Origin of the sequence: Exiguobacterium antarcticum DSM 14480, assembly GCF_000685865.1 — a bacterium.
GTDB classification, from domain to species: domain Bacteria; phylum Bacillota; class Bacilli; order Exiguobacteriales; family Exiguobacteriaceae; genus Exiguobacterium_A; species Exiguobacterium_A antarcticum.
The window spans coordinates 912,804-934,961 of sequence record NZ_JMKS01000003.1 but is presented as its reverse complement, the minus strand read 5'-3'; the positions used below and the strand labels follow the sequence as shown (position 1 = coordinate 934,961).

Sequence of the window (22,158 nt, the reverse complement as noted above, 5' to 3'; positions counted from 1 at the left end):
GATATATGATGTTGTTACAAAGCTAGACAAAAAAATTAGGAGGTTGTTAATTATGAACTTAAAAAAGAAATTAATTTTATTAAGTGGAAGTACATTCCTTATGTTAGGTTTAGGAATTGCAAATACTTCAAATGTCTCATCGTTTGGGAAAGACCTTCTCCCACCAGAACATGCCGTGAAGCAGGTAGCGAAAGATCTTCTCCCACCAGAACATGCCGTGAAGCAGGTAGCGAAAGATCTTCTCCCACCAGAACATGCCGTGAAGCAGGTAGCGAAAGATCTTCTCCCACCAGAACATGCCGTGAAGCAGGTAGCGAAAGACCTTCTCCCACCAGAACATGCCGTGAAGCAGGTAGCGAAAGACCTTCTCCCGCCAGAACATGCCGTGAAGCAGGTAGCGAAAGATCTTCTCCCACCAGAACACGCTGTGAAGCAGATAGCAAAAGACCTTCTTCCACCAAAGCATTCGATAAAAAAATTAGGATGATACTCTGTGGGAGAATAGAGAATAAAAAAATTACTCCTTACTATGATAAGGCATTGTTACTTTATTATTTTGTATGAGAATCTGCTTATATTCTTCCATTCCTAAGATATCGAATAGTGTATAAGCTTTCTGGTAGGCATCATTAATATCATATAAGGTTGAACCTGACATTTCTAAAATGTACCCTTTTTGATAAAAAAGTTGGCCTAACAAAGACATATCCTTAAATCTTAAACTTAAATATATTCCTTCTTTAACATAATTGAGAGCCCTCTCATATTTAGCTAAAGAAACTAGTATCTTTGAAATGTTATATAGCAATCGAATTTTCTCTACTAACAGTTCTTCGCTGTCAAAGCTAAACGAAAGTAATTCTTCATATGTTTTTAAACTGTATAAAAAATTACTGTTTTCTTGGTAAATCGTAGCAATTGAAGATTTTATACGAAATAACATTTTAGGTGAATAATAGATCTTAATATAGTTATCTGATAAACGTTGTAATTGAATAATACAAGTTCGATAATCAATTTTACGTAATCTAAATGCACTTAAGTGTAAATAAAAAGAATACAAAGATCTCAATTCTTCGCTTTTATCCAGATGCTCTATATTTTTTTTTGATAATCGAAAAATTTCTTCATATTTTTTATTTTGAAATTTAGTTAATAATTCGTCGTCAATAATTTTGATTGTTTCAAGTGTATTAGACTGATTTAAAAACGTTGTTAATGGAACTTGTAGTCTTACTGAAAGTGCATAGAGCAAATCAACGGTCGGAGAATGTGTTCCACTTTCAATCTTACTGATTTCCGCTTGGCTGCAAATTCCGTTCGCCAAATCCTTCTGAGTCAGATTGTGTTTCTTCCGAAGGCGGCGAAGGGCAAGACCAATCTGCGGTGACGTGAATTGATCCATCGGGTTCTGTCCTTTCTGTCCAGTGGATTTGAGAAAACGATACCTTTCTTATTATAAAAGGGAAAGGTGTCCGATACCAAGTTTTTACTTCGAAAATTCGTCAACGTGTTGTCCACCATTTTATCCGAAAGAAAGGGGTAACTCCTATGAACTTCACCTTTAAAGAATCGCGCCGGACGATGACGTCTTACGGCTGGTGCTTAAATGCTGCTAACGTCTCGGTCGCACCCTTAACTAGTCGAGAAATGGACCGGATCAAACCACCGGCGAAACGCGAACTCAAAACTTCATAATAACGTCTCTCGACGACGTGGCTTCATTCCGTCAAAGGTCTGAAGCCCTTTTTTAAAATCATCTACTGAAAGGAGCATGGACATGATCGGACTAACGATTCTTTCTGAAAGTGAAGGCTGGCTCCACCAACTTGATCCTACTGATGCGCTTGTTCAATTTTGTGAGCAACACCGTTTTTCAATGGATCGTTATGATTACGATCAGCATACCTTTTTGGATTTACTCGACTATATGGACTTTCAAGAGTTTGAACATTATCTGTTCATCTTGCGTGGACCGGGTGAACGGACCTTACGACTCGTCGCCTATTTACAACAACGTATGTTACATGTCCAGTTCCATTTGGTGAATGAACGAGGCGATGTCTTGTTTGGTGATCCGTATTTCTTAGAAGGACGACAGGTCCCACTGGATGTATCCATGATTCACGAACAACCGATCGAACTGCAGGACGCGATGATGTCCTTGTTCACAGGAGTCTATCCGGATACAGCAACTCGTCAGCCACAACCGTTACGCCACGTGTATGTCGAACACACCGCATTGCTGGATTCGATTGAACCTTCCTTGTTTGATCAAATGACGATCAACAGTTTGTTGTATATCGATCAGTCGACCCGACATGACTTGCCGGTCATCGAACTGATGAGCCGGACACCGGTCCTGCTCGCGTTTTCGGATACGTTGCCGTTTCCTATCAAAGAGCGCTTGGCGACTTTTGAACGGGAGGCGTTGCAAGCTACGATGGAGCAGTGGCACGAGACGAGTGTCGTGTCTAATCCCGCGCACCATATTGGCATCCTGGATTATGCGACACTTGCCGGAATGTCCGTCTCGCACCGTTTATTCATCTGTAGTGACGGGATATTCGCGGATTACGGAAAACGGATCTCACTCAGTTCGACGTTTGATTTAAACGTCTGTCAGTTACGCGAACGGCAACAGATGCAAATGGATCCCTTGGCTCCAAACCCGGAAATCAGTCTGTATCCTGTCCTGTTTCAGCTTGCCTCGGCCTTTCAGGGGACAAGTCAGTTCGTGACACCGTACAGCGTACTCGAGTTACCCCGGACGGATGGAAAGATTGGACCATTGTCCATGATCGGCATTCAAAATTCAGAAGGGTGTTTTGCCTTCGAATTGATGACGAATCAGTTGTTTGAGACGGATGAGGTGTTCCTCGCGATACTCGAGGCAGATCAGAAGGAACGGTTTGATGTGTTGCCGGAAAGGCTCGGTGCGGACTATGAAGCAGCGATTCAGACGTACAAGGAGTTGATTTATCATGGATAACCCATTATTATTTGGCCCGTTTTCACGAAAAGGGAGCTATTCACGTGTTCAAGTCCTCAATAATCTGTTTGCTGACGATCGGTTCGTCGCCCTTTACCAAGAAACATCCGCGTTACCGGAAATCGATGAATTGATGTTGTATCGTCGTTACTTACAAAAAGAAGATCGCGTTCTGTTATATGGGGCCTTTTCACCGAATTTATTTAATACCTTATGTCAGGAAGGGTACGATCTTTATCTCGTCGAACCGGAACTGAACCGGATCGCCGGAATTTCTTCTCGTTATTTGAATCGCGTCTATGGACTGAGTAATGAGCTGATTGATGTGATGGGAAGCGGTGCCTTTGATAAAATCGTTTTACCCGGAACGACGATTGCACGATATTCACGGGGAGAACTGTTATTGTTTTTCCGAAACGTACGACAGCTGTTGACGACAGAGGGACAATTGCTCGTCAACATCCATAATGCAAACTATTTGAAACAACATGTCCAACCGATCGCTTCACGACGAATTCAAGATTGTACGTTATTTTATGGTCAGAAGGTCGACAACAATCGACTGATCTTTAATCTGTATCTGAAATCAGGAGAGGATGAGAAGGTCAGCTACATGGTCGAGCATCTGTATGAGCCGGATACATTATTTGAGTTCGCGAAACTGTCCCGTTATACTGGACGAACCTTATACGCCGGTAAAACGGTCACTATTCTGGAGTTGGATAAACTCGGGTGAAAGAAAAAGATTCTGTGTCCATCGGGCACAGAATCTTTTTTGACAAAAAAATTCCTCAAATTGGATATAAATATTTTGAATACTAGTTTAACTAGGTCTAAAGGTGGGGTATTAAAGAAAGCAGTACTTAATAGTCAGTTTTACGATGCCAACATACAAACGGAGGATAGGTAGATATTATGGATGAGAAGACGGCACAAGCAAAAACGTTACAAGCCAGTTGTTTATCCTTTATCACAGCATTGTTTCCAGAAGAAACGTTTCGGTTCATCGAGAAACAAGTTCTTCCGGACGCTTTTGGTCATACCGGAACGCATCTGACGTTCAAGTCAACCGAACGGGAACTGAAACTCAGTTTTGTCAGTCAAGCACATAGTCGCTTTGAACGCGTTTTTTTGGCAGAAAAAACATCGAAATCCCCTTTTTTTAGCCGAATGATGGAAGCGACATATGAAGAAGGACAGTTGTACATTCATCATGTCTTGAAGTCCGATTAAGGTGTATGAAAAAACACGATGAGACGTGTACAGGAAGAATCCTGTTCGCTTCTCATCGTGTTTTTGTGCTGGGATTTAAACTTTGATTGATTGTAATCCTTGTTGCAAGGCTTGATTGATCGACGTTGCCATCTGGTCCCGCACTTCTTGAGTAAGTAGACGCCCGTCAAAATAGACTTCGGTCGAAAGTGTTAGGTGGACGAGGACATCTTCTAGGACGAGTTTGAAATCAAGTGGTTGAGTCGGCTCGAGAGACTGAGCCATGAACTCCTGCAACGAAGGATGTTGGACATACTGAGGGTCAATCAGATCAATCACTGTCGTGTTCAAAGCAAGTGCAAGTCGTTCCAATGTTTGCGGACTTGGCATACGCTGACCACGTTCGTAGGCAGAAATCGATGTGACGGTTTCTCCGCATCGCTCTGCCAAATGTTTTTGGGTGTATTGATGTTGTTTACGTAATTGCATGATTTTTTTTCCGAGCGCACGTTTCACAGGGCTCAACTCCTATTCTTGATTCCTTGCATATAGTACTAAATAACCATTTTCATTATAGCGCAAACCTATAAAATGTAAAAAAAAGTTTTTATAAAAAAATAATTGCATGATTATGTATGTAATGGGTCGAAAATTCAGAAAACATTTATTGTTTTGGAGAATTTAGGAATCGCTAAAAAAAGAACATGCTATTCTAATACAAGAGAAATAAAGGAGGTAGACATATTGAAAAAAATTCCTTGGTCCGGTTATGTGACATTGTTGATTGTCATCATCTTGTTCATATCGAGTTCGATGCCGTATGAAGAGCAATCCTTAAAACCCGGTTTGTCCCGATACTTGAATTTAGATTTTGTTGAACGGTTGCGGTTCATTTCGTTTGATTATCACGGAGAGGTTAGTGTCGCAGCACTGGGGGCGTCCGGATTCGTCGAATTTTTTATTCGAAAGGCTGCTCATGTCTCGATTTTCATCGTCCTTGGGATCGCGCTGATTGATCTGACCATACGGTTGCTTCGTCCTTACCTGTTGGCGGGACTATTTGCGTACACGGTAGCCGTCACGATAGCTGTCTTTGACGAGTTCCATCAGATTTTGACAGGCGGACGGACGGGACTGATTCAAGATGTCTTGCTCGATGGAACCGGTGCCTTGGTTGGTATTGTATTGTATTTTTCATTTTGGAAAAAAAAGACAAAAAAACATTTAGCCCGGATATAAGTCTTCTGTCCTAGTTTTTTTAAAAGTCAGCAGGTGTTCACGCGGTGAGGTCGAATCATTAAGGCTAACACGATTAACAAAAGGGAGTGAATCGCATGCAAGGACCTCATCTATTAATCACGAGCGCCGGTCGTCGCGCGAAACTGGTCGAATACTTTGTCAACGAATTTAAGACGGGACGTGTCAGCACTGCGGATTGTAATCCATTAGCACCAGCATTATACATGACGGATCAACATTACATCGTACCGAGGATAGATGAGGTTGATTACATCGATCATTTATTACAATTATGTCAGGCGGAAGGTGTGACCGCGATCATGTCACTGATTGATCCGGAACTCGGTTTATTGGCACAAGCGGCTGAACGTTTCGAAGCACTGGGTGTGACGGTTGTCGTCTCGCCTTCTGAAGCGTGTCAGCTCTGCTTTGATAAATATACAATGTATGAGTATTGTCTCGGTCAAGGAATCGCCCACGCGAGAACGTATCAGGCACTGGAGCCGTTTCGCGAAGCGCTTTCTTTAGGAGAAGTCCACTTACCGGTATTCGTCAAACCGCGTAGCGGAAGTGCCAGCATCGAAGTCAGACAGGTCGAGACGTTCGAAGAGGTGGAGCAGTTATTTTTGAAGAATACGGATTTGATCGTTCAAGAACTACTGGTTGGTCAAGAGCTTGGTGTCGACGCCTATGTGGATTTGATATCGGGCCAAGTCACATCAATTTTCATCAAGGAAAAGTTGACGATGCGGGCCGGGGAGACCGACAAAAGCCGTTCGGTTGTCCGGGAAGATGTTTTCGAATGGATTGAACATGTGTTAGAAGATTCCGGGCTGGTCGGTCCACTTGATTTTGATCTGTTTGATGTTGCGGGGACGCTGTATCTGTCAGAAATCAATCCACGGTTTGGTGGGGGGTATCCTCATGCGTATGCGTATGCGTGTGCGTGTGGTGTCAATTTCCCGGCACAACTGTTCCGCAATTTACTGCACCAAGCCAACCTGCCGCAAATCGGGCAATATGCAGGTGATCTGTATATGTTAAAACATGATGCTGTCACGTTGATTTCAGCGGTCGAACTGCAACACATCAAACGGTAAGCGCCAAAAAAACGAGGCTGACTCAAAATTGAGGGCGTCTCTCGATTAAAATGAATGAAGGGAGTTGGATTTCCGGTGTTTGATCCGAAAATCCAACTCCCTTTTCTTTCGTAAACCATAAGAATTTGCATAGAAATGGCCGATGATCCCGTGAAAAGATGGGATCATCGGCCATTTGATTGATGGAGGACGGAAACGTTCATCCTCGACTCCTATGGGAAAAGGAAACACGATTAGCGCTTCCGTCAGGATCCGTCAGGAATAGGTAAGGCCCGGCATGACCGCAAAGAATGCGGGCTGCCGCGGCTTACCTTCCGCCCATGGAAAGGGAGGATGTCGGACACGTCCGTTAGAAGGATTGATTTTGACCTGACTTATGAGTCAGCCCCTTTTTTTGTGAAAACAACTACGTTAAGAAATCGAAATCCGGGCTCGTTTCAAACACTGGACCGCCGATGTCCAGCTCCCGAATAAGGCGTTGATGGTCGACGTGCTTGGGACAGACCGTCCTTCAGCCCACTTCCGGTAATGGATGATGCTGAGAGAAGGGAGCTCGCGCTGGGCTTGTGTCAACGCATCGAGCACATCCTCTTCGACCCACTTCCGGCGTGGTGGTGCAATGTCGAGGCAAGTGAGGGCATCGACCCACGACCCATACTTTCGGGCAATCGTCGCGACCGTCGGATGTCCGTTTTCCTGCGCCCAAATCGAATAGGTCTGGGTCGTTAAGCGCGGAAGGACGTCCGATGCTTCGAGGAGCGCGTTGATGATGCGTTCTTCCGTCATACAGATCGAACGAGTCATCTCGATATGTGCTTCCTCAAGGGCCCGTGACCATGACCCGAAACGTAGATTGATTAACGTCAATGAGGGACCATGTTTCGCTTTTGCCCATTCCCGGTAACTGTTGCTGTGGAAGGGATGCAGACGTTCCGATGCTTCTTTGATGAACGCAAGGATTTCCTGATCGGAATAGTACGGGCGGATCGATGACAATCCAGCAGCATGTAGCGCTTCACGCCATGAACCAAACACGTTGATGATCGTCGTGATCGACGGGATTTCTTTTCCGGTAGACCAGCGGGCGTACGTTTTTGCATCTAAGGCAGGATAGGCGATACTCGCTTCGATTAAGCTATCGATTACTTGTTGTTCTGTCCATTTCTTCATGATGTCATACCCCTTTCGTGTAGGTGTTCGTCTAGGTGTGGGTACTTTCTTGTGAGGTCGTGCGACGGCGTGTCGCATAAATCAAAAAGCTGAGCCAGATGAAATAAAATCCGCTTGGTCGAATCAGGACACTTTCTGTGAACTGCAGCAACAGCAACCAAAGGCTGAGTAACAACAAGATGACCGATAAGGAATCGTCGTGACGGTAATCCCGAATGAACCGGACAAGAATCAAGAGGAATGAAGCGAGATACAGCAACAGACCGATTAACCCGAATTCATATAGATAGACGATCGGTGTACTGTGGAACGTATAGAGTGTGCTTGGTCCGAGTTGTTGTTCGAGTCCGACGACAGAAGAACCTAGACCGTGTCCAAACCAAAGTCGATCCGTGGAAGCGCTCAGACCGGCTTGCCATAACGCACTACGTCCGTTGAGACTGATCAATTGCGCAAACAATGCATTGTTGAAAGAGATGGAACCAATCAGAATACCGGCACCTAACAGGTAAAGACCGGTGACCTGGTACCGCAATCGTTTTTCTGGAATCAGCAAAAGGGTCGTCAACAACGCGAGCAAACAAAATGAGTAAATGCCAGTCTGAGAAGCACTTAGTAATAAACCGATGAAAATCAACGACAGGACCAATCCGAAAAAGACGAGCGACCGAAGGCTACGTCGAGCGATTGCTTGTAAGACATACATCCAGGCGATCAGACCACCGGGGACGAGCCAGGCCGCAAACGCATTCGGATTATTGGTCAGACTGGCCGACCGGAGAAAACCACCTTGTTCCCCGACATAAAGCTGTGATAGGGAAATCGGACCGAGTCGTAACGATTGGATGTTATCAATCGGTACATATTCCTGTCCGAACGAAACAAGTAAGGCATAAGCTGCAAGACATAAGGCTTGGTATAAAAGAATGAGGTTCAACAGTTGAAACCAACGAGCGAATGGACGAGCCGTGAGCGATAGGACGATGATGACAAAAAGCCACGTCGTAAACAGATGGAGTAACGAAAGCGAAGAAGCGGTAGCTGGACGAAACAGAAACATGATGGTGTGAAACGTGACATACAGTAAAAATAAGGTAACGAGTCGTTGTGTCCAAGCACGTGGTGGGAAATAGATGGGACGGGTGACGAGATAAAAAACGATAAATAGAACGAGATAGACGAGTGTGATCAGTACATTCCAGTGATTCGGCAGGACTTCATCCGTGAACGATAACGGACGTGTCCATAAATCGATCGTAATCCAAAGTGTCAGGATGAATAAGCCAATCGATTCAGGTATATTGACTGATTTTAACATCATTACTAGTATTCATCCACCCTTCATATAGGACTTATTACCGATTTTACGGGTTCTTAATCATCAAATTTGTATTTACCCTCAAATTATCGAACATCATGCACATTTAGCGGATGATTTTGATGGAACGGCGATCATTTTTATGTGAATCGTCTTTTTTTCGTGAAACAATCTTTTTCGATGAACTAACGATACGCAAGCATGATGACTCCTCAAAAAAATATAATCATTTCCATCAAGCTCTAATTGTTTTGGTAGCCGTTTGGAAATAAGGTGTAACCATAACCAATGTCCAGCGAACGTGTCAGGTAACGAGAAAGAGGTGAACCACGTGAATTCCATTCATCAAAAAAAGACATTCAGCGACCATGTGACGACATTAAAAAAAGGCTGGTGGATTTTTTGCTTACTGGCCATGTTATTAGCGGGTGCCGGATATGCCGTCAGCACCTACGTGATTCCGCCGACGTATGAAGCGACCGCTTACATCCTTGTCGTCCCGCAGGCAAATGCGGAAACGACATCGACGACGACGCTCGTCAGTACCTATCAGGATATTTTAAGAAGCCCCGAAGTCATCGATCAAGTCGCCCAGAAGATGGACGTGACCGATAAACGGATCTTCGATTTGACGGATCGCCTGACCGTCGCAAGTAACTTGGATTCCCAAGTCATCGCCTTATCGGTCACCGATCGGTCGGCCGAGCAAGCGGCGATTCAAGCCAATACGATGACAGAAGTCTTTCAGGATTATGTCCCACAGTTGATCAAAACGAGCAGTACGGAAGTCTTCTCGACTGCCCGGATCCCGACTAAACCGGTCTCCCCGAACATCCTGATGAACACGGCGATCGGCGGAATCCTCGGTCTCTTATTCGGTTTATTGATCGTCTATTCTCGGGCGCTCGGAAAAAAGTCAGTCACTGAAGAAACGAAAGAAACCGCCTATCCGCAAGCTGTCAGCCGTCCGAGCCGTTCTTGACTCGAGAAAGGAGGAGCAAATCATGCAACCCCCACCGTTTCAGCAGTACCGCAGACATGTCAAGATCGGTCTGCTCCGGTTGATCGACGCTGCAGTCATCATCGCAGCGACCGTCGTGACCTTCTATTTCTTTAACCCTCTCAATCTCACGGCAAACTTTGAACTGATGGATGCCATCGAAATCGCCTTGATTCAATGGGTCGCACTGACGCTTGTCGCTCACTGGATGCGCTTTTATCAAATCATCTGGCGGTATGCGAGTCTTCGGGACTTAGGTGTCTTACTCGTCGTCGTCGTCGCGAGCAGCTTCGTCCTACTCGGACTCGAATATGCATTATTCGACTTTGCCGTCGAACGAGCCGTCTTTCTCCAGACCGGTCTTGTCCTGAATGGGATCTTGTTCGTCCGACTGTTGATCCGCGGACGCAGCCTTGAGCTGAAACGAGAAAATCGGACGCTTGGGAAACGGACCTTAATCATCGGTGCCGGTGCCTCAGGACAGATGATCACGAAAGAGTTGAAACAGAAAAAGGCGCATATCCTGAACGTCGTCGGACTCCTCGATGATTTGCCGGAACTAAAGGGGATGATGATCCATGGTGTACCGGTCATCGGTACGATCGAGCAGCTCGAATGTATCATCGAAGAATTCAAAATCGAAGCCGTCGTCCTGGCGATTCCGTCCTTGTCCTATCCCGACCGGGTCAGCCTGCTGAACCGGATCAAACAGACGAAGGTCGAAGCGCATACGTTACCGATGCTCGTCGAACTGGCCTCCGGTCAAGTCTCCGTCAATCAAATCCGGGAAGTATCGATCGCCGATCTACTCGGACGGGAGCCGGTCGAACTCGATATCACGGAAATTGAAAAAAGCGTCAGTCAGGCGACGGTCCTCGTGACGGGTGCGGGTGGGTCGATCGGATCAGAAATTTGTCGCCAACTTGTGAAGTTTAAACCGGAACACCTCATTTTACTGGGTCATGGTGAAAACAGTATCTATCTGATCCGGCGAGAACTCGAAGCAGAAACGGAAGGGATTACGTTACATTCGGTCATCGCCGATGTCCAGGATGCGGACCGGATGATGGACGTGATGCACCGCTTCAAACCGGATCTCGTCTATCACGCAGCCGCCCATAAACATGTGCCGCTGATGGAGGATAACCCAAGTGAAGCGGTCAAAAACAATGTCTACGGCACACGTAACGTCGCCTTGGCAGCAGAAGCAGCCGGCGTCAACCGGGTCGTCATGATTTCGACCGATAAGGCGGTCAATCCGACGAGTGTGATGGGGGCGACGAAACGGATTGCCGAGATGGTGATCCAACAGATCGCAAGGAACAGTCAAACGACCTTTGCCGTCGTCCGGTTCGGAAATGTCCTTGGGAGCCGCGGGTCCGTCATTCCTCTCTTTAAGGAACAAATCGCAAAGGGTGGTCCGATCACCGTGACCGATCCCGCGATGACCCGTTACTTCATGACGATTCCAGAGGCAAGCCGGCTCGTCATCCAAGCGAGTGTTCTCGCTGAAGGGGGCGAAGTGTTTGTCCTCGATATGGGAGAACCAGTCAACATCACGACCCTGGCCCGCAACTTGATTCACTTGAGTGGTTTTACGGAAGAGCAGATTCCAATCGTCTACAGCGGTATTCGTAAAGGTGAAAAGTTATATGAAGAGTTACTCGCAACGGAGGAGGTCCATGAAGAGCGGGTCTTCGAGAAGATTCTCGTCGGGAAGACATGCCCGTTCGGATCGATTGATCCGTATCTACGCAACATCGCGTCAGCCATTGATGATGAACAAGCCTTACGGACGTATCTACTAGAAGCGACGAATCGAACCGACAAGATGCCGGAAACGATTCCACCGGCGATTCGGATCGCCCGGGAATGAGGGGGAGACGATATGAAATCAGCCCGGCAACTATCACGTTTTAATCTCATCTTCATCGCCGATACCGCTTATTCGCTCCATCAATGGATGATTTTGACGCTGTTGATCAAATGGAGTACACCACTCAACATCGGTTACTTCAATTATGCGCTCGCCTTGACGGCACCGATCGTCATGTTTTGTTGGCTGAATGCCAGTACGATTTTGACAGCGGAACGGTCGGGGTTAAAAAACTTCAATTTGTTCATCAAAACACGATTTTCCTTATTGACGGTCGGCGTCTTTGTCCTTCTCGTCGTCTATTATTTCTTCGGAGAAGCCGACATTCTGTGGCTGACGTTACTCGTCTACCTGAATAAGTACATGGAGTCGTTTGCGGATCTCGCCTACGGATTCTTACAAGGACACATGGCCTTCAAGGAAGTCGCTATCTCGAAGATCTTCCGAAGTCTTGTCAACGTCTCGGGCGCGGCCTTGATTCTGTTCACGACCCATTCGATTCATGGTTTCGTTCTCGCTTTGGTCGCCGGCAACCTGATCATGCTGATTCTTTACGATTTACCGACCGTCCGGCGTGTCGGTCATGGATTCGAAAACCAGCTGATGAGCGAGCGGTATCAGACGGGACGTCAACTGTTCATCAAAGCCGTCCCGCTCGGCTTCGTTGCCTTGTTGATTGCCTTGAATGCCAACATTCCCCGCCTGTTCGTCGGCCATGCGATCGGGACGGAAGAACTGGGCTACTACGCGAGTATCGCCTATCTCCTTGTTCTGGGCAGTCTTTTCATCCATTCGCTTGTCGCCGTCTTGTTGCCAAACTTTTCATCTGAAAGTGGTGAACGGCAAAGTTTACCGGAGCTGCGGAAGCTGACCCGCTCGATGCTACTGATGACGAATACGGTCGGGATCTTACTCATCATCGGATCAATCTTTTTTGGGAAGTGGGGACTGACGATCTTCTACAATGCTTCATTCGTCCAGTACCATACGATTTTTGTCCTGATGATGATCGCGTCGCTCTTTTTCTATAACTCGACCGTCGTTCAAGCGTTGTTGACCGGATTTCAGCAATTCCGGGTCCAGACGATCGCCATCTTCGGCAGTGTCGTCGTCAACATCGTCGCCTGCAGCATCTTGATTCCGATGTATGGATTATACGGTGCGACGACTGCGTATGGTTTATGTGCCGTCACCCAGATCGTTCTGTTGATTCCGGCGCTCTATCGTTCATTGTATCCCCGGAAACTGGCACTTGCGATCGAACAAAGTAGCTAAAGGAGGAGAAAACATGCGGCCGATCCTGATTGTCGTTGTCCTTGAAGCATTGATCAGTCAACTGGTCCGACCGCTCTTTTTGACTTCTGAAGGTTACGTCGCGACCGTTCTTGCCGTCAACTCGGTCCTGTTGATGTTTTATCTGCTGAAACAGGCGGACACGACACCGCTGTTTCTGATTTTCGTGACAGCTTTCCTGCTCCGGTTGACGTTGATGTTAGTCGATTTGGAACTGTTCCGGCTCCCACCACATAGCGGTGACGATACGGAGGCATTCCATTTGGAAGGGTTGTTGATCTATACCGATCCGACGATGTTCAATGAAGTCGTTCGGGGTAGCTATTCGAAGTTTCTTGGTCTCTTTTATCTCGCCTTCGGACCGGAGCGGATGTTGGCCCAGTATTTTAATGTCATTCTCGGTGTCGTCTCGATCGTCATCTTTTCGAAAACCCTGATGTTACTGAAGTTACCGATGCATTACGTGCTGATTGTAACTGGGATGTTCGCTTTCTTCGCGCAAGGGTTGTTGCTCTCACCCATCCTCTTACGTGATCAACTGGTGGCGATCGGGATCGTCTATACCTTGTACTATATGGTGCGCTGGACGATGCACAAGTCGATGATGGATTTGGCACTCGCCTATACGGGCTATTTCATCAGTACGATGTTCCATTCAGGGCTTGCAGTCGGGATTCTGGTCCTTCTCGTCTACTTTTCCTTCTACAATCACGAGACGCAGCGGATGGATTTCGAAGCGTCGAAAGTCCAGCGTTTACTCGTCCAGGTCGTCATCGTCGGTTTTATCGTCTACAGCTTCCAGGAAGTGTTGTTCGCGAAATTCACCCATGTCTCACAAAACGGGCAACTGTTCAGCGGGATGAGTTACGACCGTGGGGGTTCCGCCTATCTGAACGGACTGACCGTGACAGGACCGTTCGACATGATCTTGTACGCACCGCTCCGGATGATCTACTTCCTGTTTTCACCGTTTCCGTGGCAATGGTCGAGCGTGATGAACATCGCGATTTTCTTCGCGGACGCGGTGTTTTATCTCGTGCTGTTTGGTCTGACGATCCTGCACCTGAAGTATCTGAAACAACATCCTTTTGGCAGTGTGCTTCTGTTCATGTTGCTTCTGTTTCTCGTCAATGCCGTCATCTTTGGCCTTGGGACGGGGAATGTTGGAACGGCGATTCGCCACCGCTACAAACTGTTTCCGATGCTGTTGATTGTGTATACATCGATTCATTACATCCGCTATCAGGTGCTTCATCACTTCGAGGAGGTCGAGAAACGTGCAGAATAAAACGATTTTAATTACCGGGATTGCAGGATTCATTGGATTTCATGCGGCACGTCGTTTTTTAGCAGAAGGGTACCGGGTCGTCGGGCTGGATGAAGTCAACGATTATTATGATCCGACGCTCAAAGAGGCTCGGTTGATCGAACTCGATCCAAGCCGTTACACGTTTTACCGCGTTTCTCTAGAAGATACCGAAGCGGTCGATCAGATCTTTGCGACAGAACAGATTGATTTGGTCCTCCATCTGGCGGCCCAAGCCGGTGTCCGGTACAGCATCGATCGGCCGGACGTCTACATCACCTCGAACATCGTCGGTTTCCTGTCGATTCTTGAAGCCTGTCGTCATCATCCGGTCGAGCAACTGATCTACGCCTCATCGAGTTCCGTTTACGGTTCGAATACGAAGATGCCGTTTGCGACGACGGATGCGGTCGACCATCCACTCAGTCTCTACGCCGCTTCGAAAAAAGCGAACGAACTGATGGCGCATACGTACAGCAGTCTTTACGGGATCAAAACGACCGGTCTTCGCTTCTTCAGCGTCTATGGACCGTGGGGACGTCCGGACATGGCCCTGTTCAAGTTCACGGAAGCGATCGCGAACGGTCAACCGATCGACCTGTACAACTACGGTGAGATGGGACGCGACTTCACGTATGTCGACGACATCATCGAAAGCATCTATCGGCTGATGCAGACGGAGCCGGTTGCGGATCCCCAATTTGATAAAGCGAATCCACTTCCCGACCGAAGTTTCGTCCCGTATCGTGTCTTCAACATCGGCAGTCATAGCCCGATCCGACTGAACGAATTCGTCGCCTTGATTGAACAGCGGCTCGGTAAAAAAGCCATCAAACATGAATTACCACTCCAAGCGGGTGATGTGCCGGAAAGTTTTGCGGATGTGGAGTCCTTGTTTGAAACAATCGGTTATCGTCCACAGACGACGATCGAAGCAGGCGTCCATGCATTCATCGACTGGTATGAACAGTATTATCGGCTGAAGGAGGGAGTTCAAGATGGCGCTTAAAGAAGAGTTGTATTATAAATCCCCGATATTCATTCAGAATATCTTAACTTCTCTTTACGGGAAAAAGTTGATGCAGGAACGATATGGTATGGGTTATGAGGAAAAAATCAAAGAATTAAGAGAAAAAGATCGAACGATCGACTACCGGATTGAACAGCTCGAGCGATTGAATGCCTTTCTGTTATTCGTTCAGACACATACACCGTACTACCAAAAACTGTTTCAAGAACATGATATTCGACTCCCCTTCACCTCACTGGATCAGTTACAGACGATACCGGTGCTTGAGAAGGAGACGCTCAGGCAACAAAACGCAGCATTCCTGTCAAACATCGACGCCCCGGTCCGCGGGCGGACTGGCGGTACGAGCGGAAAATCACTTCAAGTCGCCTTCATGCGAGAGGATGTCCAAGAACGGATGGCGCATCTCGATTACTTCAAAGAGTTACATGGATTTTATTCCGGCATGCGGCGGGCGAGTTTCACGGGTCGGACCTTGACGGCGGTTGATCAGAAAAAACCGATCTTCTGGCGGATGAACCGTCCGTTGAATCAACTGTTGTTATCGATTTTCCACATGAAGGAAGAAAATTTACCGGCGTATATCGAAGAGTTGAACCGGTTCCGACCGGCGGCACTTGACGGGACACCAACGGCGATGCTTGAAATTGCGCTGTACATGCTCAAACACAAGATTCAACTTGATTTTAAGTTGACCGCGATCTTTCCAACAGCGGAAACGGTGACACCCGAGATGCGGCGCCTGCTCGAAGAAGCCTTCCAAGCACCCGTCTTCGATCAGTACGGTTCGTCGGAAGGGGCACCGATCATCTCGGAGTGTCGTGAGCGGAAGCTGCACCTCCATCACGAGACCGGCATCATTGAACCATACGGAGAGGGCGGGGAAGTCGTCGTCACCTGTTTTACGACCCGCGGGACGCCGCTGATCCGTTACCGGATCGGCGACCGGATGACGCTGAGTCACGACCAGTGTACCTGCGGCTTGAATGGTCCGATCATCGAGTCGATTGACGGTCGCGGCACGAGCTATATCGTCAGCGAAAAGCGGGGCAAAGTATTCGAAGGAGACATCACGACGATTGCCCGCGAATTACCGAACTCGGTCTTACGCTTACAAGTCGAGCAGTACGCGCTGAATCAAGTGACGCTCCGCTACATTCCGGATGAACAATTGTTTGTACCGAAACACGAAAAGATCTTATTACGCGAGATGCACAAGCTCCTCGGTTCCTCGATGCAGGTGACGCTCGAGCCCGTCCGGCAGATGAAGCAGGAACCGAATGGTAAAACACTGATCGTCAGGCAGTCGATGAAATAGGAGGAATCCATCATGAATAAGGCAGTCAAACACATCATAGATACGACAGCAGCCGAAACACGATCACTCCCTATCGCCAACCGTTCGATTGCCGTCGTCGGCCTCGGCTACGTCGGTCTTCCCGTCGCCGTCGCCTTTGGTGAAAAAACGGAAGTCATCGGCTTTGATATCAAGGAGCAGCGGGTCGCGGAACTAAAAGAAGGCATTGACGCGACACTCGAACTCAGTCCATTCGTCCTGAAGAATGCAGAAGTCGAGTACGTGACGGACGCAGGAGCCTTGCAGGCAAGCGACTTCATCATCATCGCCGTCCCGACACCGATCAACGCCCAGAACCAGCCGGACTTGACACCGCTCCTTCGTGCCTCGCACCTCGTCGGACGACAACTGAACAAAGGCGACATCGTCGTCTATGAATCAACGGTCTATCCCGGTGCGACCGAGGAAGATTGTATCCCGGTCCTCGAGGAAGCATCAGGACTTCAGGCCGGTGTCGACTTCTTTGTCGGCTACTCGCCGGAACGGATCAATCCCGGTGATCACGAGCATACGTTCAAGACAATCAAGAAAATCGTCTCCGCTCAAAACGAAGAAACGCTCGACATCGTCGCGGAAGTGTACGAAGCGGTCGTTGAAGCCGGTGTTCATCGGGCCTCATCGATCAAGGTCGCGGAAGCAGCAAAGATCATCGAAAATACGCAACGTGATTTGAACATCGCCTTGATGAACGAACTGGCGATCATCTTTGATCGGATGAACATTGATACACTCGAAGTCCTCGAAGCCGCCGGGACGAAGTGGAACTTCCTTCCGTTTCGCCCGGGGCTCGTCGGTGGTCATTGTATCGGCGTCGATCCGTTCTACTTGACGATGAAGGCGGAATCACTCGGCTACCACCCGGAAGTCATCTTGGCGGGACGCCGGATCAATGACACGATGGGGCGGTTCATCGCAACGTCGCTCGTCAAGAATCTGATCAAACAAAACATGCCCGTCCTCGGGGCTCGCGTGACCGTCCTTGGTCTATCGTTTAAGGAAAACGTCAGTGATATCCGGAATTCAAAAGTCGCGAACCTCGTCAAGGAAATCGAAGAGTTCGGGATTGAAGTCCAAGTGGCGGACCGGCTCGTCGCAAAAGAAGAGGCACAACGAGAATACGGCATCCATCTCGTAGACCTGCCCGACTTAAAACCGGCCGATGTCGTCATCTTCGCGGTCTCGCATGAAGAGTACGTCGAAGGCAACTGGCTGCTTGCGCAACACCTGCTCAAAGTCGGTCGCGGCATCGTCATCGATATCAAAGGCATGTTGACACCAGCAGACAAGCCGGAAGGGGTGCATTTATGGCGACTCTGAAAATCCTCCAAGTCTGCGCCCTTGATACGACGGCGGAAACGATGCTCCAGCCCTTGTTGCTCGCTCTCAAAAATGCCGGACACGATGTCGGGATTGCCTGCGCCGATACGGGAGCGGCGGCAAAACTGGCCGCCCAAGGTTTTACGATGCATGATATCCCGATCGAACGGAAAATCGACTGGACAAGTAACTGGAAGACGATTCGTTCGATCGTCCAGATCTTAAAAGATGAACAGTACGACGCCGTGCATGTCCATACACCGGTCGCGGCGGCGCTCGGACGGGTCGCTGCCAAACGGGCCGGGACGAAACACATCGTCTATACGGCGCACGGTTTTTATTTCCACGAACAGATGGGGCGGGTCACCTATCAGCTGACGTACTCCGTCGAGAAATGGCTCGCCCGGTTCGCAACGGATTATCTGTTGCTCCAAAGTGCCGAAGATTATGAACTGGCGAACCGGAAACGGTTCAAAAACACGACGCGTCTGATGCACCTCGGAAACGGGATTGATTTGACCCGCTTTTATCCCCGTCCACGTCAGACGGATGGTGGGTTCACATTTTTATTCATCGGACGGATCGTCGAAGAAAAGGGCATTCTTGAACTGCTGAATGCCTTTGAAGAGGTCGTCGCGTCACAACCGGACGTCCGGCTGATGATTGCGGGTGAAATGATGGCAAGTGAACGGGATCAGACGACGAAACATACGTTCATGAAACGGATCCGCGAGATTCCGAACATCGATTATCTCGGTTTCGTCGAAGATGTACCGGCGCTTCTGCATCAAGTCGATGCCTTTGTTCTTCCCTCACATCGTGAAGGCGTTCCACGCTCGATCATCGAGGCGATGGCGACGGCAAAACCGGTCATCGCGACGAATATCCGTGGTTGCCGAGAAGAAGTCATCGAAGGGACGACCGGTTATTTGATCGAGGTTCGGGATGAACAGCAGTTGGCCCGACGGATGCTCGATCTCGTTCAGAATCCAGACGCGGCATCGGAAATGGGACGGGCCGGTTTTGAACGGGCGATGAAACACTTTAACGAAGCAGATGTCATCAAGCGGCAACTCGATCTCTTTTCGACCTTATAAAAAGGAGGACGCCACCATGAAACGGACATTCGATTTCACAGTCAGTCTACTCGCCATCATCGTCCTGCTGCCGGTCTACCTGTTCGTCGCCCTCTTCATCTACACGAAGCTCGGACGCCCGATTTTCTTCAACCAGGTGCGTCCCGGGTATAAAGGTGAACTGTTTAAGATCTATAAATTCCGGACGATGTCGAACGAGACCGATGCGGATGGCAGACTTTTGCCGGACGCCGAGCGGATTCCGAAATCCGTTGAATGGATTCGGCGGTTGAGCCTGGATGAAATCCCGCAGTTTTTTAACATTCTCCGGGGACAGATGAGTTTCGTCGGACCACGCCCATTGCTCGTCAGTTACTTGAACCACTATACGAAAGAGCAGATGACGCGACATGATGTTCTGCCCGGCTTGACCGGTTGGGCGCAGATTCACGGACGAAACGCGACGACCTGGCAAGAACGGCTCGAGCAGGATCAGTGGTACGCAGCAAACCAGACGTTCCGACTCGATCTGTATATCCTCTTGAAGACCGTTAAGATCGTGGTCTTATCAGAGGGGAACTCGACCGATCATCAGACGGGGATGGGTGAATTCAAAGGTCTCGATGGGGGTGTCGATCATGATGTCGTTAAGCGCTGAACGATTGATCCATGATCCGCGGGAATGGAATGCCCTCGTCGCGCGTTACGCTTTAGATTGTTATTACGAATACGCCTATTTTGAACTGGCAGAAGAAAAAGCGGCCGTACCAGAGATGTATATCTATCCGACAGAATTCGGCATCCTGATTTACCCATACCTGAAACGAACAATCGATGGAACGAATCTTCAAGACATCACGACTCCCTACGGTTACGGTGGACCGGTCTTCATCGGAGTGTGGTCGACTGATCAAGTTCAGGAGGTCCGACGTCACTTTCTCGAGTACTGTCACGCCGAACAAATCATCACGGAAACAGTCCGGTTTCACCCGGTTCTCAAGAATGACGAACTGGGTCAAGCCTGGTGTGACCGTACCCAAGTAATCCAACAGACGGTGACGATCCAATTGACGGATCCGATAGACGTAATTGAAAAGCGTTTTTCCTCGATGACCCGGCGGAACATCAAAAAAGCCCGGCGTGAAGAAGTGACGGTCCGGGTTGCCCGCCCGGAAGAATATGCAAGCTTTATCCATCTGTACCGGTTGACGATGGATAAACGTCAGGCCGATGCCCGCTATTACTTCAACGATGATTACTTTCAGCAACTGCAAGACGGACGCTTACCGGCAGAATTGCTCGTCGCCGAACGACACGAAACGATCATCGCTGGCTGCATCGTCCTCTACGGACAACAATTCGCCCATTATCACCTCGGGGCGTCTGATCCAGCGGAGCTCGCCGCCCGACCGAATCATCTGTTGTTCGCCGAGATGATCCGCCGGGCAAAACACCTCGGAAAAACCGCCCTTCATCTTGGTGGCGGGACGACACGGGAAAATACCGACAGCTTACTCGCTTACAAACGTTCCTTCAGTGATCTGCAGACCGTGTTCAGCCTTGGAACATCGATCTTAAATCCAGTGGTATACGAACAATTATCGAACCGGCACTTGAAGCATCACGGATCATCATCGCAGGACTGGTTTCCGTTATACCGGACCCCAGTGCGTCAGCTGTCACGAATAAGGGGGGAGTCATCATGAAACGCATCCCATTATCAATCCCGCATCTCAGTGGTCAGGAAATACAATATGTCACGGAAGCACTCGAAACGAACTGGGTGGCGCCGCTTGGTCCGAACGTCGAAGCCTTCGAAGCGGGAATCCGCGCCTATAGTGGGGCAGAGGCTGCACTTGCGACGAGCAGCGGGACGGCTGCCATCCATTTAGCGTTAGCGACGCTTGGCGTGACGGTCGGAGATGATGTCTTCTGTCAGTCCTTGACCTTCATCGCCTCGACGAACCCGATCAGGTACGTCGGTGCACGCCCGGTCTTGATTGATTCAGAACCGGACACGTGGAACATGTCACCTGCCGCCTTGCGCCGGGCGATGATTCAAGCGGCGACACGTGGCCAGCTCCCTAAAGCCGTCATCGTCGTTCACCTGTACGGGGTCGTTGCAAAAATCGAGGAGCTTGCAGCGATCTGTGAGGAATACGATGTACCGTTGATCGAAGACGCAGCGGAATCGTTAGGGTCGACCATCAATGGTCGGATGACAGGGACATTCGGTACGTTTGGTATCTACTCGTTTAACGGCAACAAGATCATTACGACGTCAAGCGGCGGGATGTTGGTCTCGTCTGATACAGGTTTGATCGAACGGGCGTTTTATCTCGCGACGCAGGCCCGACAACCGGTCTTACATTACGAGCATACGGAAGTCGGCTTTAATTACCGGATGAGTAACGTATCGGCTGGCATCGGACGGGGACAACTCGAGGTGATCGAGGACCGGGTCAAAGCACGCCGGACGATTTTCAACCGCTATGTCCGAGCGTTTGACGGCGTCGAGGCACGTCACTACCAACAGGAAATCACCGGTAGTCGGGCGAATCGGTGGCTGACGGCATTGACGGTACCCGGTGGAATGGAGCAGCGGGATCAATTGATTCAACAGTTGCAACAAAAAAATATTGAGTCGCGTCCCGTATGGAAACCGATGCACCTGCAGCCGGTCTACCGGGATGTGCCGTACATCACGGCGAATGACATGGACGTCAGCCGTCGTTTGTTTGAAGAAGGGATCTGTCTGCCGTCTGCTTCGCAAATGACGTTTACCGAGCAGGCACTGGTCATCCGTTCGGTTCGTCAAGGACTCATTGAAGACGTTCGGCGAAATGTTCAGCTATGAATGTATGGGAGGGAG

General features: G+C 48.7%; 22 protein-coding genes. 18 read left to right on the top strand and 4 right to left on the bottom strand.

The window, feature by feature from the left end:
- Positions 1-52: 52 nt before the first annotated feature.
- A complete protein-coding gene (locus tag P404_RS0105650) occupies positions 53-487 on the top strand; it encodes a ribosomal eL19 family protein (RefSeq protein ID WP_026830212.1) in 435 nt (144 codons plus the stop codon).
- Between the two features lie 30 nt (positions 488-517).
- Here the strand turns inward: P404_RS0105650 and P404_RS0105645 are convergent, their stop codons facing one another.
- Positions 518-1,405 (bottom strand): helix-turn-helix domain-containing protein, encoded by an 888-nt coding sequence (locus P404_RS0105645; protein WP_026830211.1) that lies wholly within the window; start codon positions 1,403-1,405, stop codon positions 518-520.
- A 146-nt stretch (positions 1,406-1,551) separates the two neighbouring features.
- Here P404_RS0105645 and P404_RS18495 point away from each other — a divergent pair, with 146 nt between their 5' ends.
- From P404_RS18495 to P404_RS0105625, 4 genes are all read left to right on the top strand, one after another.
- Entirely contained in the window at positions 1,552-1,698 is a 147-nt protein-coding gene (locus P404_RS18495) for a hypothetical protein (protein ID WP_160166515.1), read from the top strand.
- 82 nt (positions 1,699-1,780) lie between these two features.
- Entirely contained in the window at positions 1,781-2,992 is a 1,212-nt protein-coding gene (locus tag P404_RS0105635) for a hypothetical protein (protein WP_026830210.1), read from the top strand.
- On the top strand, positions 2,985-3,728 hold the full coding sequence (locus P404_RS0105630) for a hypothetical protein (RefSeq protein ID WP_026830209.1): 744 nt from the start codon (positions 2,985-2,987) through the stop codon (positions 3,726-3,728). Before P404_RS0105635 ends, P404_RS0105630 begins: the two co-directional genes overlap by 8 nt.
- Positions 3,729-3,907: 179 nt before the next feature.
- Positions 3,908-4,225: a hypothetical protein gene (locus tag P404_RS0105625; RefSeq protein ID WP_026830208.1), complete on the top strand. Its 318-nt coding sequence runs from the start codon at positions 3,908-3,910 to the stop codon at positions 4,223-4,225.
- Positions 4,226-4,300: 75 nt separating this feature from the next.
- Here the strand turns inward: P404_RS0105625 and P404_RS0105620 are convergent, their stop codons facing one another.
- Positions 4,301-4,720, bottom strand: coding sequence for a helix-turn-helix domain-containing protein (locus P404_RS0105620; RefSeq protein ID WP_026830207.1), 420 nt, complete (start codon positions 4,718-4,720; stop codon positions 4,301-4,303).
- A gap of 228 nt (positions 4,721-4,948) precedes the next feature.
- On the opposite strand from P404_RS0105620, the gene P404_RS0105615 reads away from it, so the two are divergent.
- Together P404_RS0105615 and P404_RS0105610 are read left to right on the top strand one after the other, a co-directional pair.
- Positions 4,949-5,443, top strand: a complete 495-nt coding sequence (locus tag P404_RS0105615) for a VanZ family protein (RefSeq protein WP_026830206.1) — start codon at positions 4,949-4,951, stop codon at positions 5,441-5,443.
- 95 nt (positions 5,444-5,538) lie between these two features.
- On the top strand, positions 5,539-6,543 hold the full coding sequence (locus P404_RS0105610; RefSeq protein WP_026830205.1) for an ATP-grasp domain-containing protein: 1,005 nt from the start codon (positions 5,539-5,541) through the stop codon (positions 6,541-6,543).
- A 411-nt stretch (positions 6,544-6,954) separates the two neighbouring features.
- On the opposite strand, the gene P404_RS0105605 is transcribed toward P404_RS0105610, so the two are convergent.
- Positions 6,955-7,713 carry a hypothetical protein gene (locus tag P404_RS0105605; RefSeq protein WP_026830204.1) on the bottom strand — a complete coding sequence of 253 codons (759 nt, stop codon included), beginning with the start codon at positions 7,711-7,713 and terminating at the stop codon, positions 6,955-6,957.
- A 31-nt stretch (positions 7,714-7,744) separates the two neighbouring features.
- Positions 7,745-9,034, bottom strand: coding sequence for an O-antigen ligase family protein (locus P404_RS0105600; RefSeq protein WP_236624333.1), 1,290 nt, complete (start codon positions 9,032-9,034; stop codon positions 7,745-7,747).
- A gap of 328 nt (positions 9,035-9,362) precedes the next feature.
- Between P404_RS0105600 and P404_RS0105590 the strand changes: the two genes are divergently transcribed.
- The 11 genes from P404_RS0105590 to P404_RS0105540 are packed head-to-tail and all read left to right on the top strand — an operon-like array spanning position 9,363 to position 22,143.
- Positions 9,363-10,013, top strand: a complete 651-nt coding sequence (locus tag P404_RS0105590; RefSeq protein WP_014971334.1) for a YveK family protein — start codon at positions 9,363-9,365, stop codon at positions 10,011-10,013.
- A gap of 22 nt (positions 10,014-10,035) precedes the next feature.
- The gene (locus P404_RS0105585; RefSeq protein WP_026830202.1) at positions 10,036-11,907 is read left to right on the top strand and encodes a polysaccharide biosynthesis protein; all 1,872 of its coding nucleotides are present in this window, start codon (positions 10,036-10,038) and stop codon (positions 11,905-11,907) included.
- A 12-nt stretch (positions 11,908-11,919) separates the two neighbouring features.
- Positions 11,920-13,182, top strand: a complete 1,263-nt coding sequence (locus tag P404_RS0105580) for an oligosaccharide flippase family protein (protein WP_026830201.1) — start codon at positions 11,920-11,922, stop codon at positions 13,180-13,182.
- Positions 13,183-13,195: 13 nt separating this feature from the next.
- Positions 13,196-14,488 carry a hypothetical protein gene (locus tag P404_RS0105575; RefSeq protein ID WP_026830200.1) on the top strand — a complete coding sequence of 431 codons (1,293 nt, stop codon included), beginning with the start codon at positions 13,196-13,198 and terminating at the stop codon, positions 14,486-14,488.
- Positions 14,478-15,515, top strand: coding sequence for an NAD-dependent epimerase (locus P404_RS0105570; RefSeq protein ID WP_026830199.1), 1,038 nt, complete (start codon positions 14,478-14,480; stop codon positions 15,513-15,515). Before P404_RS0105575 ends, P404_RS0105570 begins: the two co-directional genes overlap by 11 nt.
- Entirely contained in the window at positions 15,505-16,854 is a 1,350-nt protein-coding gene (locus P404_RS0105565; protein ID WP_026830198.1) for a phenylacetate--CoA ligase family protein, read from the top strand. Before P404_RS0105570 ends, P404_RS0105565 begins: the two co-directional genes overlap by 11 nt.
- 12 nt (positions 16,855-16,866) lie before the next feature.
- On the top strand, positions 16,867-18,210 hold the full coding sequence (locus P404_RS0105560) for a nucleotide sugar dehydrogenase (protein WP_026830197.1): 1,344 nt from the start codon (positions 16,867-16,869) through the stop codon (positions 18,208-18,210).
- Positions 18,198-19,307, top strand: coding sequence for a glycosyltransferase family 4 protein (locus P404_RS0105555; protein ID WP_026830196.1), 1,110 nt, complete (start codon positions 18,198-18,200; stop codon positions 19,305-19,307). Before P404_RS0105560 ends, P404_RS0105555 begins: the two co-directional genes overlap by 13 nt.
- A 16-nt stretch (positions 19,308-19,323) precedes the next feature.
- Positions 19,324-19,944, top strand: coding sequence for a sugar transferase (locus P404_RS0105550; protein WP_014971326.1), 621 nt, complete (start codon positions 19,324-19,326; stop codon positions 19,942-19,944).
- On the top strand, positions 19,925-20,992 hold the full coding sequence (locus P404_RS0105545; protein WP_026830195.1) for a lipid II:glycine glycyltransferase FemX: 1,068 nt from the start codon (positions 19,925-19,927) through the stop codon (positions 20,990-20,992). Before P404_RS0105550 ends, P404_RS0105545 begins: the two co-directional genes overlap by 20 nt.
- Entirely contained in the window at positions 20,989-22,143 is a 1,155-nt protein-coding gene (locus P404_RS0105540) for an aminotransferase class I/II-fold pyridoxal phosphate-dependent enzyme (RefSeq protein WP_014971324.1), read from the top strand. Before P404_RS0105545 ends, P404_RS0105540 begins: the two co-directional genes overlap by 4 nt.
- Positions 22,144-22,158: the final 15 nt, after the last annotated feature.

Coding starts and splice junctions, on each gene's coding strand:
- P404_RS0105545 (WP_026830195.1), top strand. CDS start 19,925: ATGATGTCGTTAAGCGCTGAACGATTGATCCATGATCCGCGGGAATGG.
- P404_RS0105650 (WP_026830212.1), top strand. CDS start 53: ATGAACTTAAAAAAGAAATTAATTTTATTAAGTGGAAGTACATTCCTT.
- P404_RS0105635 (WP_026830210.1), top strand. CDS start 1,781: ATGATCGGACTAACGATTCTTTCTGAAAGTGAAGGCTGGCTCCACCAA.
- P404_RS0105580 (WP_026830201.1), top strand. CDS start 11,920: ATGAAATCAGCCCGGCAACTATCACGTTTTAATCTCATCTTCATCGCC.
- P404_RS0105600 (WP_236624333.1), bottom strand. CDS start 9,034: ATGATGTTAAAATCAGTCAATATACCTGAATCGATTGGCTTATTCATC.
- P404_RS18495 (WP_160166515.1), top strand. CDS start 1,552: ATGAACTTCACCTTTAAAGAATCGCGCCGGACGATGACGTCTTACGGC.
- P404_RS0105645 (WP_026830211.1), bottom strand. CDS start 1,405: ATGGATCAATTCACGTCACCGCAGATTGGTCTTGCCCTTCGCCGCCTT.
- P404_RS0105630 (WP_026830209.1), top strand. CDS start 2,985: ATGGATAACCCATTATTATTTGGCCCGTTTTCACGAAAAGGGAGCTAT.
- P404_RS0105555 (WP_026830196.1), top strand. CDS start 18,198: ATGGCGACTCTGAAAATCCTCCAAGTCTGCGCCCTTGATACGACGGCG.
- P404_RS0105550 (WP_014971326.1), top strand. CDS start 19,324: ATGAAACGGACATTCGATTTCACAGTCAGTCTACTCGCCATCATCGTC.
- P404_RS0105575 (WP_026830200.1), top strand. CDS start 13,196: ATGCGGCCGATCCTGATTGTCGTTGTCCTTGAAGCATTGATCAGTCAA.
- P404_RS0105610 (WP_026830205.1), top strand. CDS start 5,539: ATGCAAGGACCTCATCTATTAATCACGAGCGCCGGTCGTCGCGCGAAA.
- P404_RS0105605 (WP_026830204.1), bottom strand. CDS start 7,713: ATGAAGAAATGGACAGAACAACAAGTAATCGATAGCTTAATCGAAGCG.
- P404_RS0105540 (WP_014971324.1), top strand. CDS start 20,989: ATGAAACGCATCCCATTATCAATCCCGCATCTCAGTGGTCAGGAAATA.
- P404_RS0105625 (WP_026830208.1), top strand. CDS start 3,908: ATGGATGAGAAGACGGCACAAGCAAAAACGTTACAAGCCAGTTGTTTA.
- P404_RS0105565 (WP_026830198.1), top strand. CDS start 15,505: ATGGCGCTTAAAGAAGAGTTGTATTATAAATCCCCGATATTCATTCAG.
- P404_RS0105560 (WP_026830197.1), top strand. CDS start 16,867: ATGAATAAGGCAGTCAAACACATCATAGATACGACAGCAGCCGAAACA.
- P404_RS0105585 (WP_026830202.1), top strand. CDS start 10,036: ATGCAACCCCCACCGTTTCAGCAGTACCGCAGACATGTCAAGATCGGT.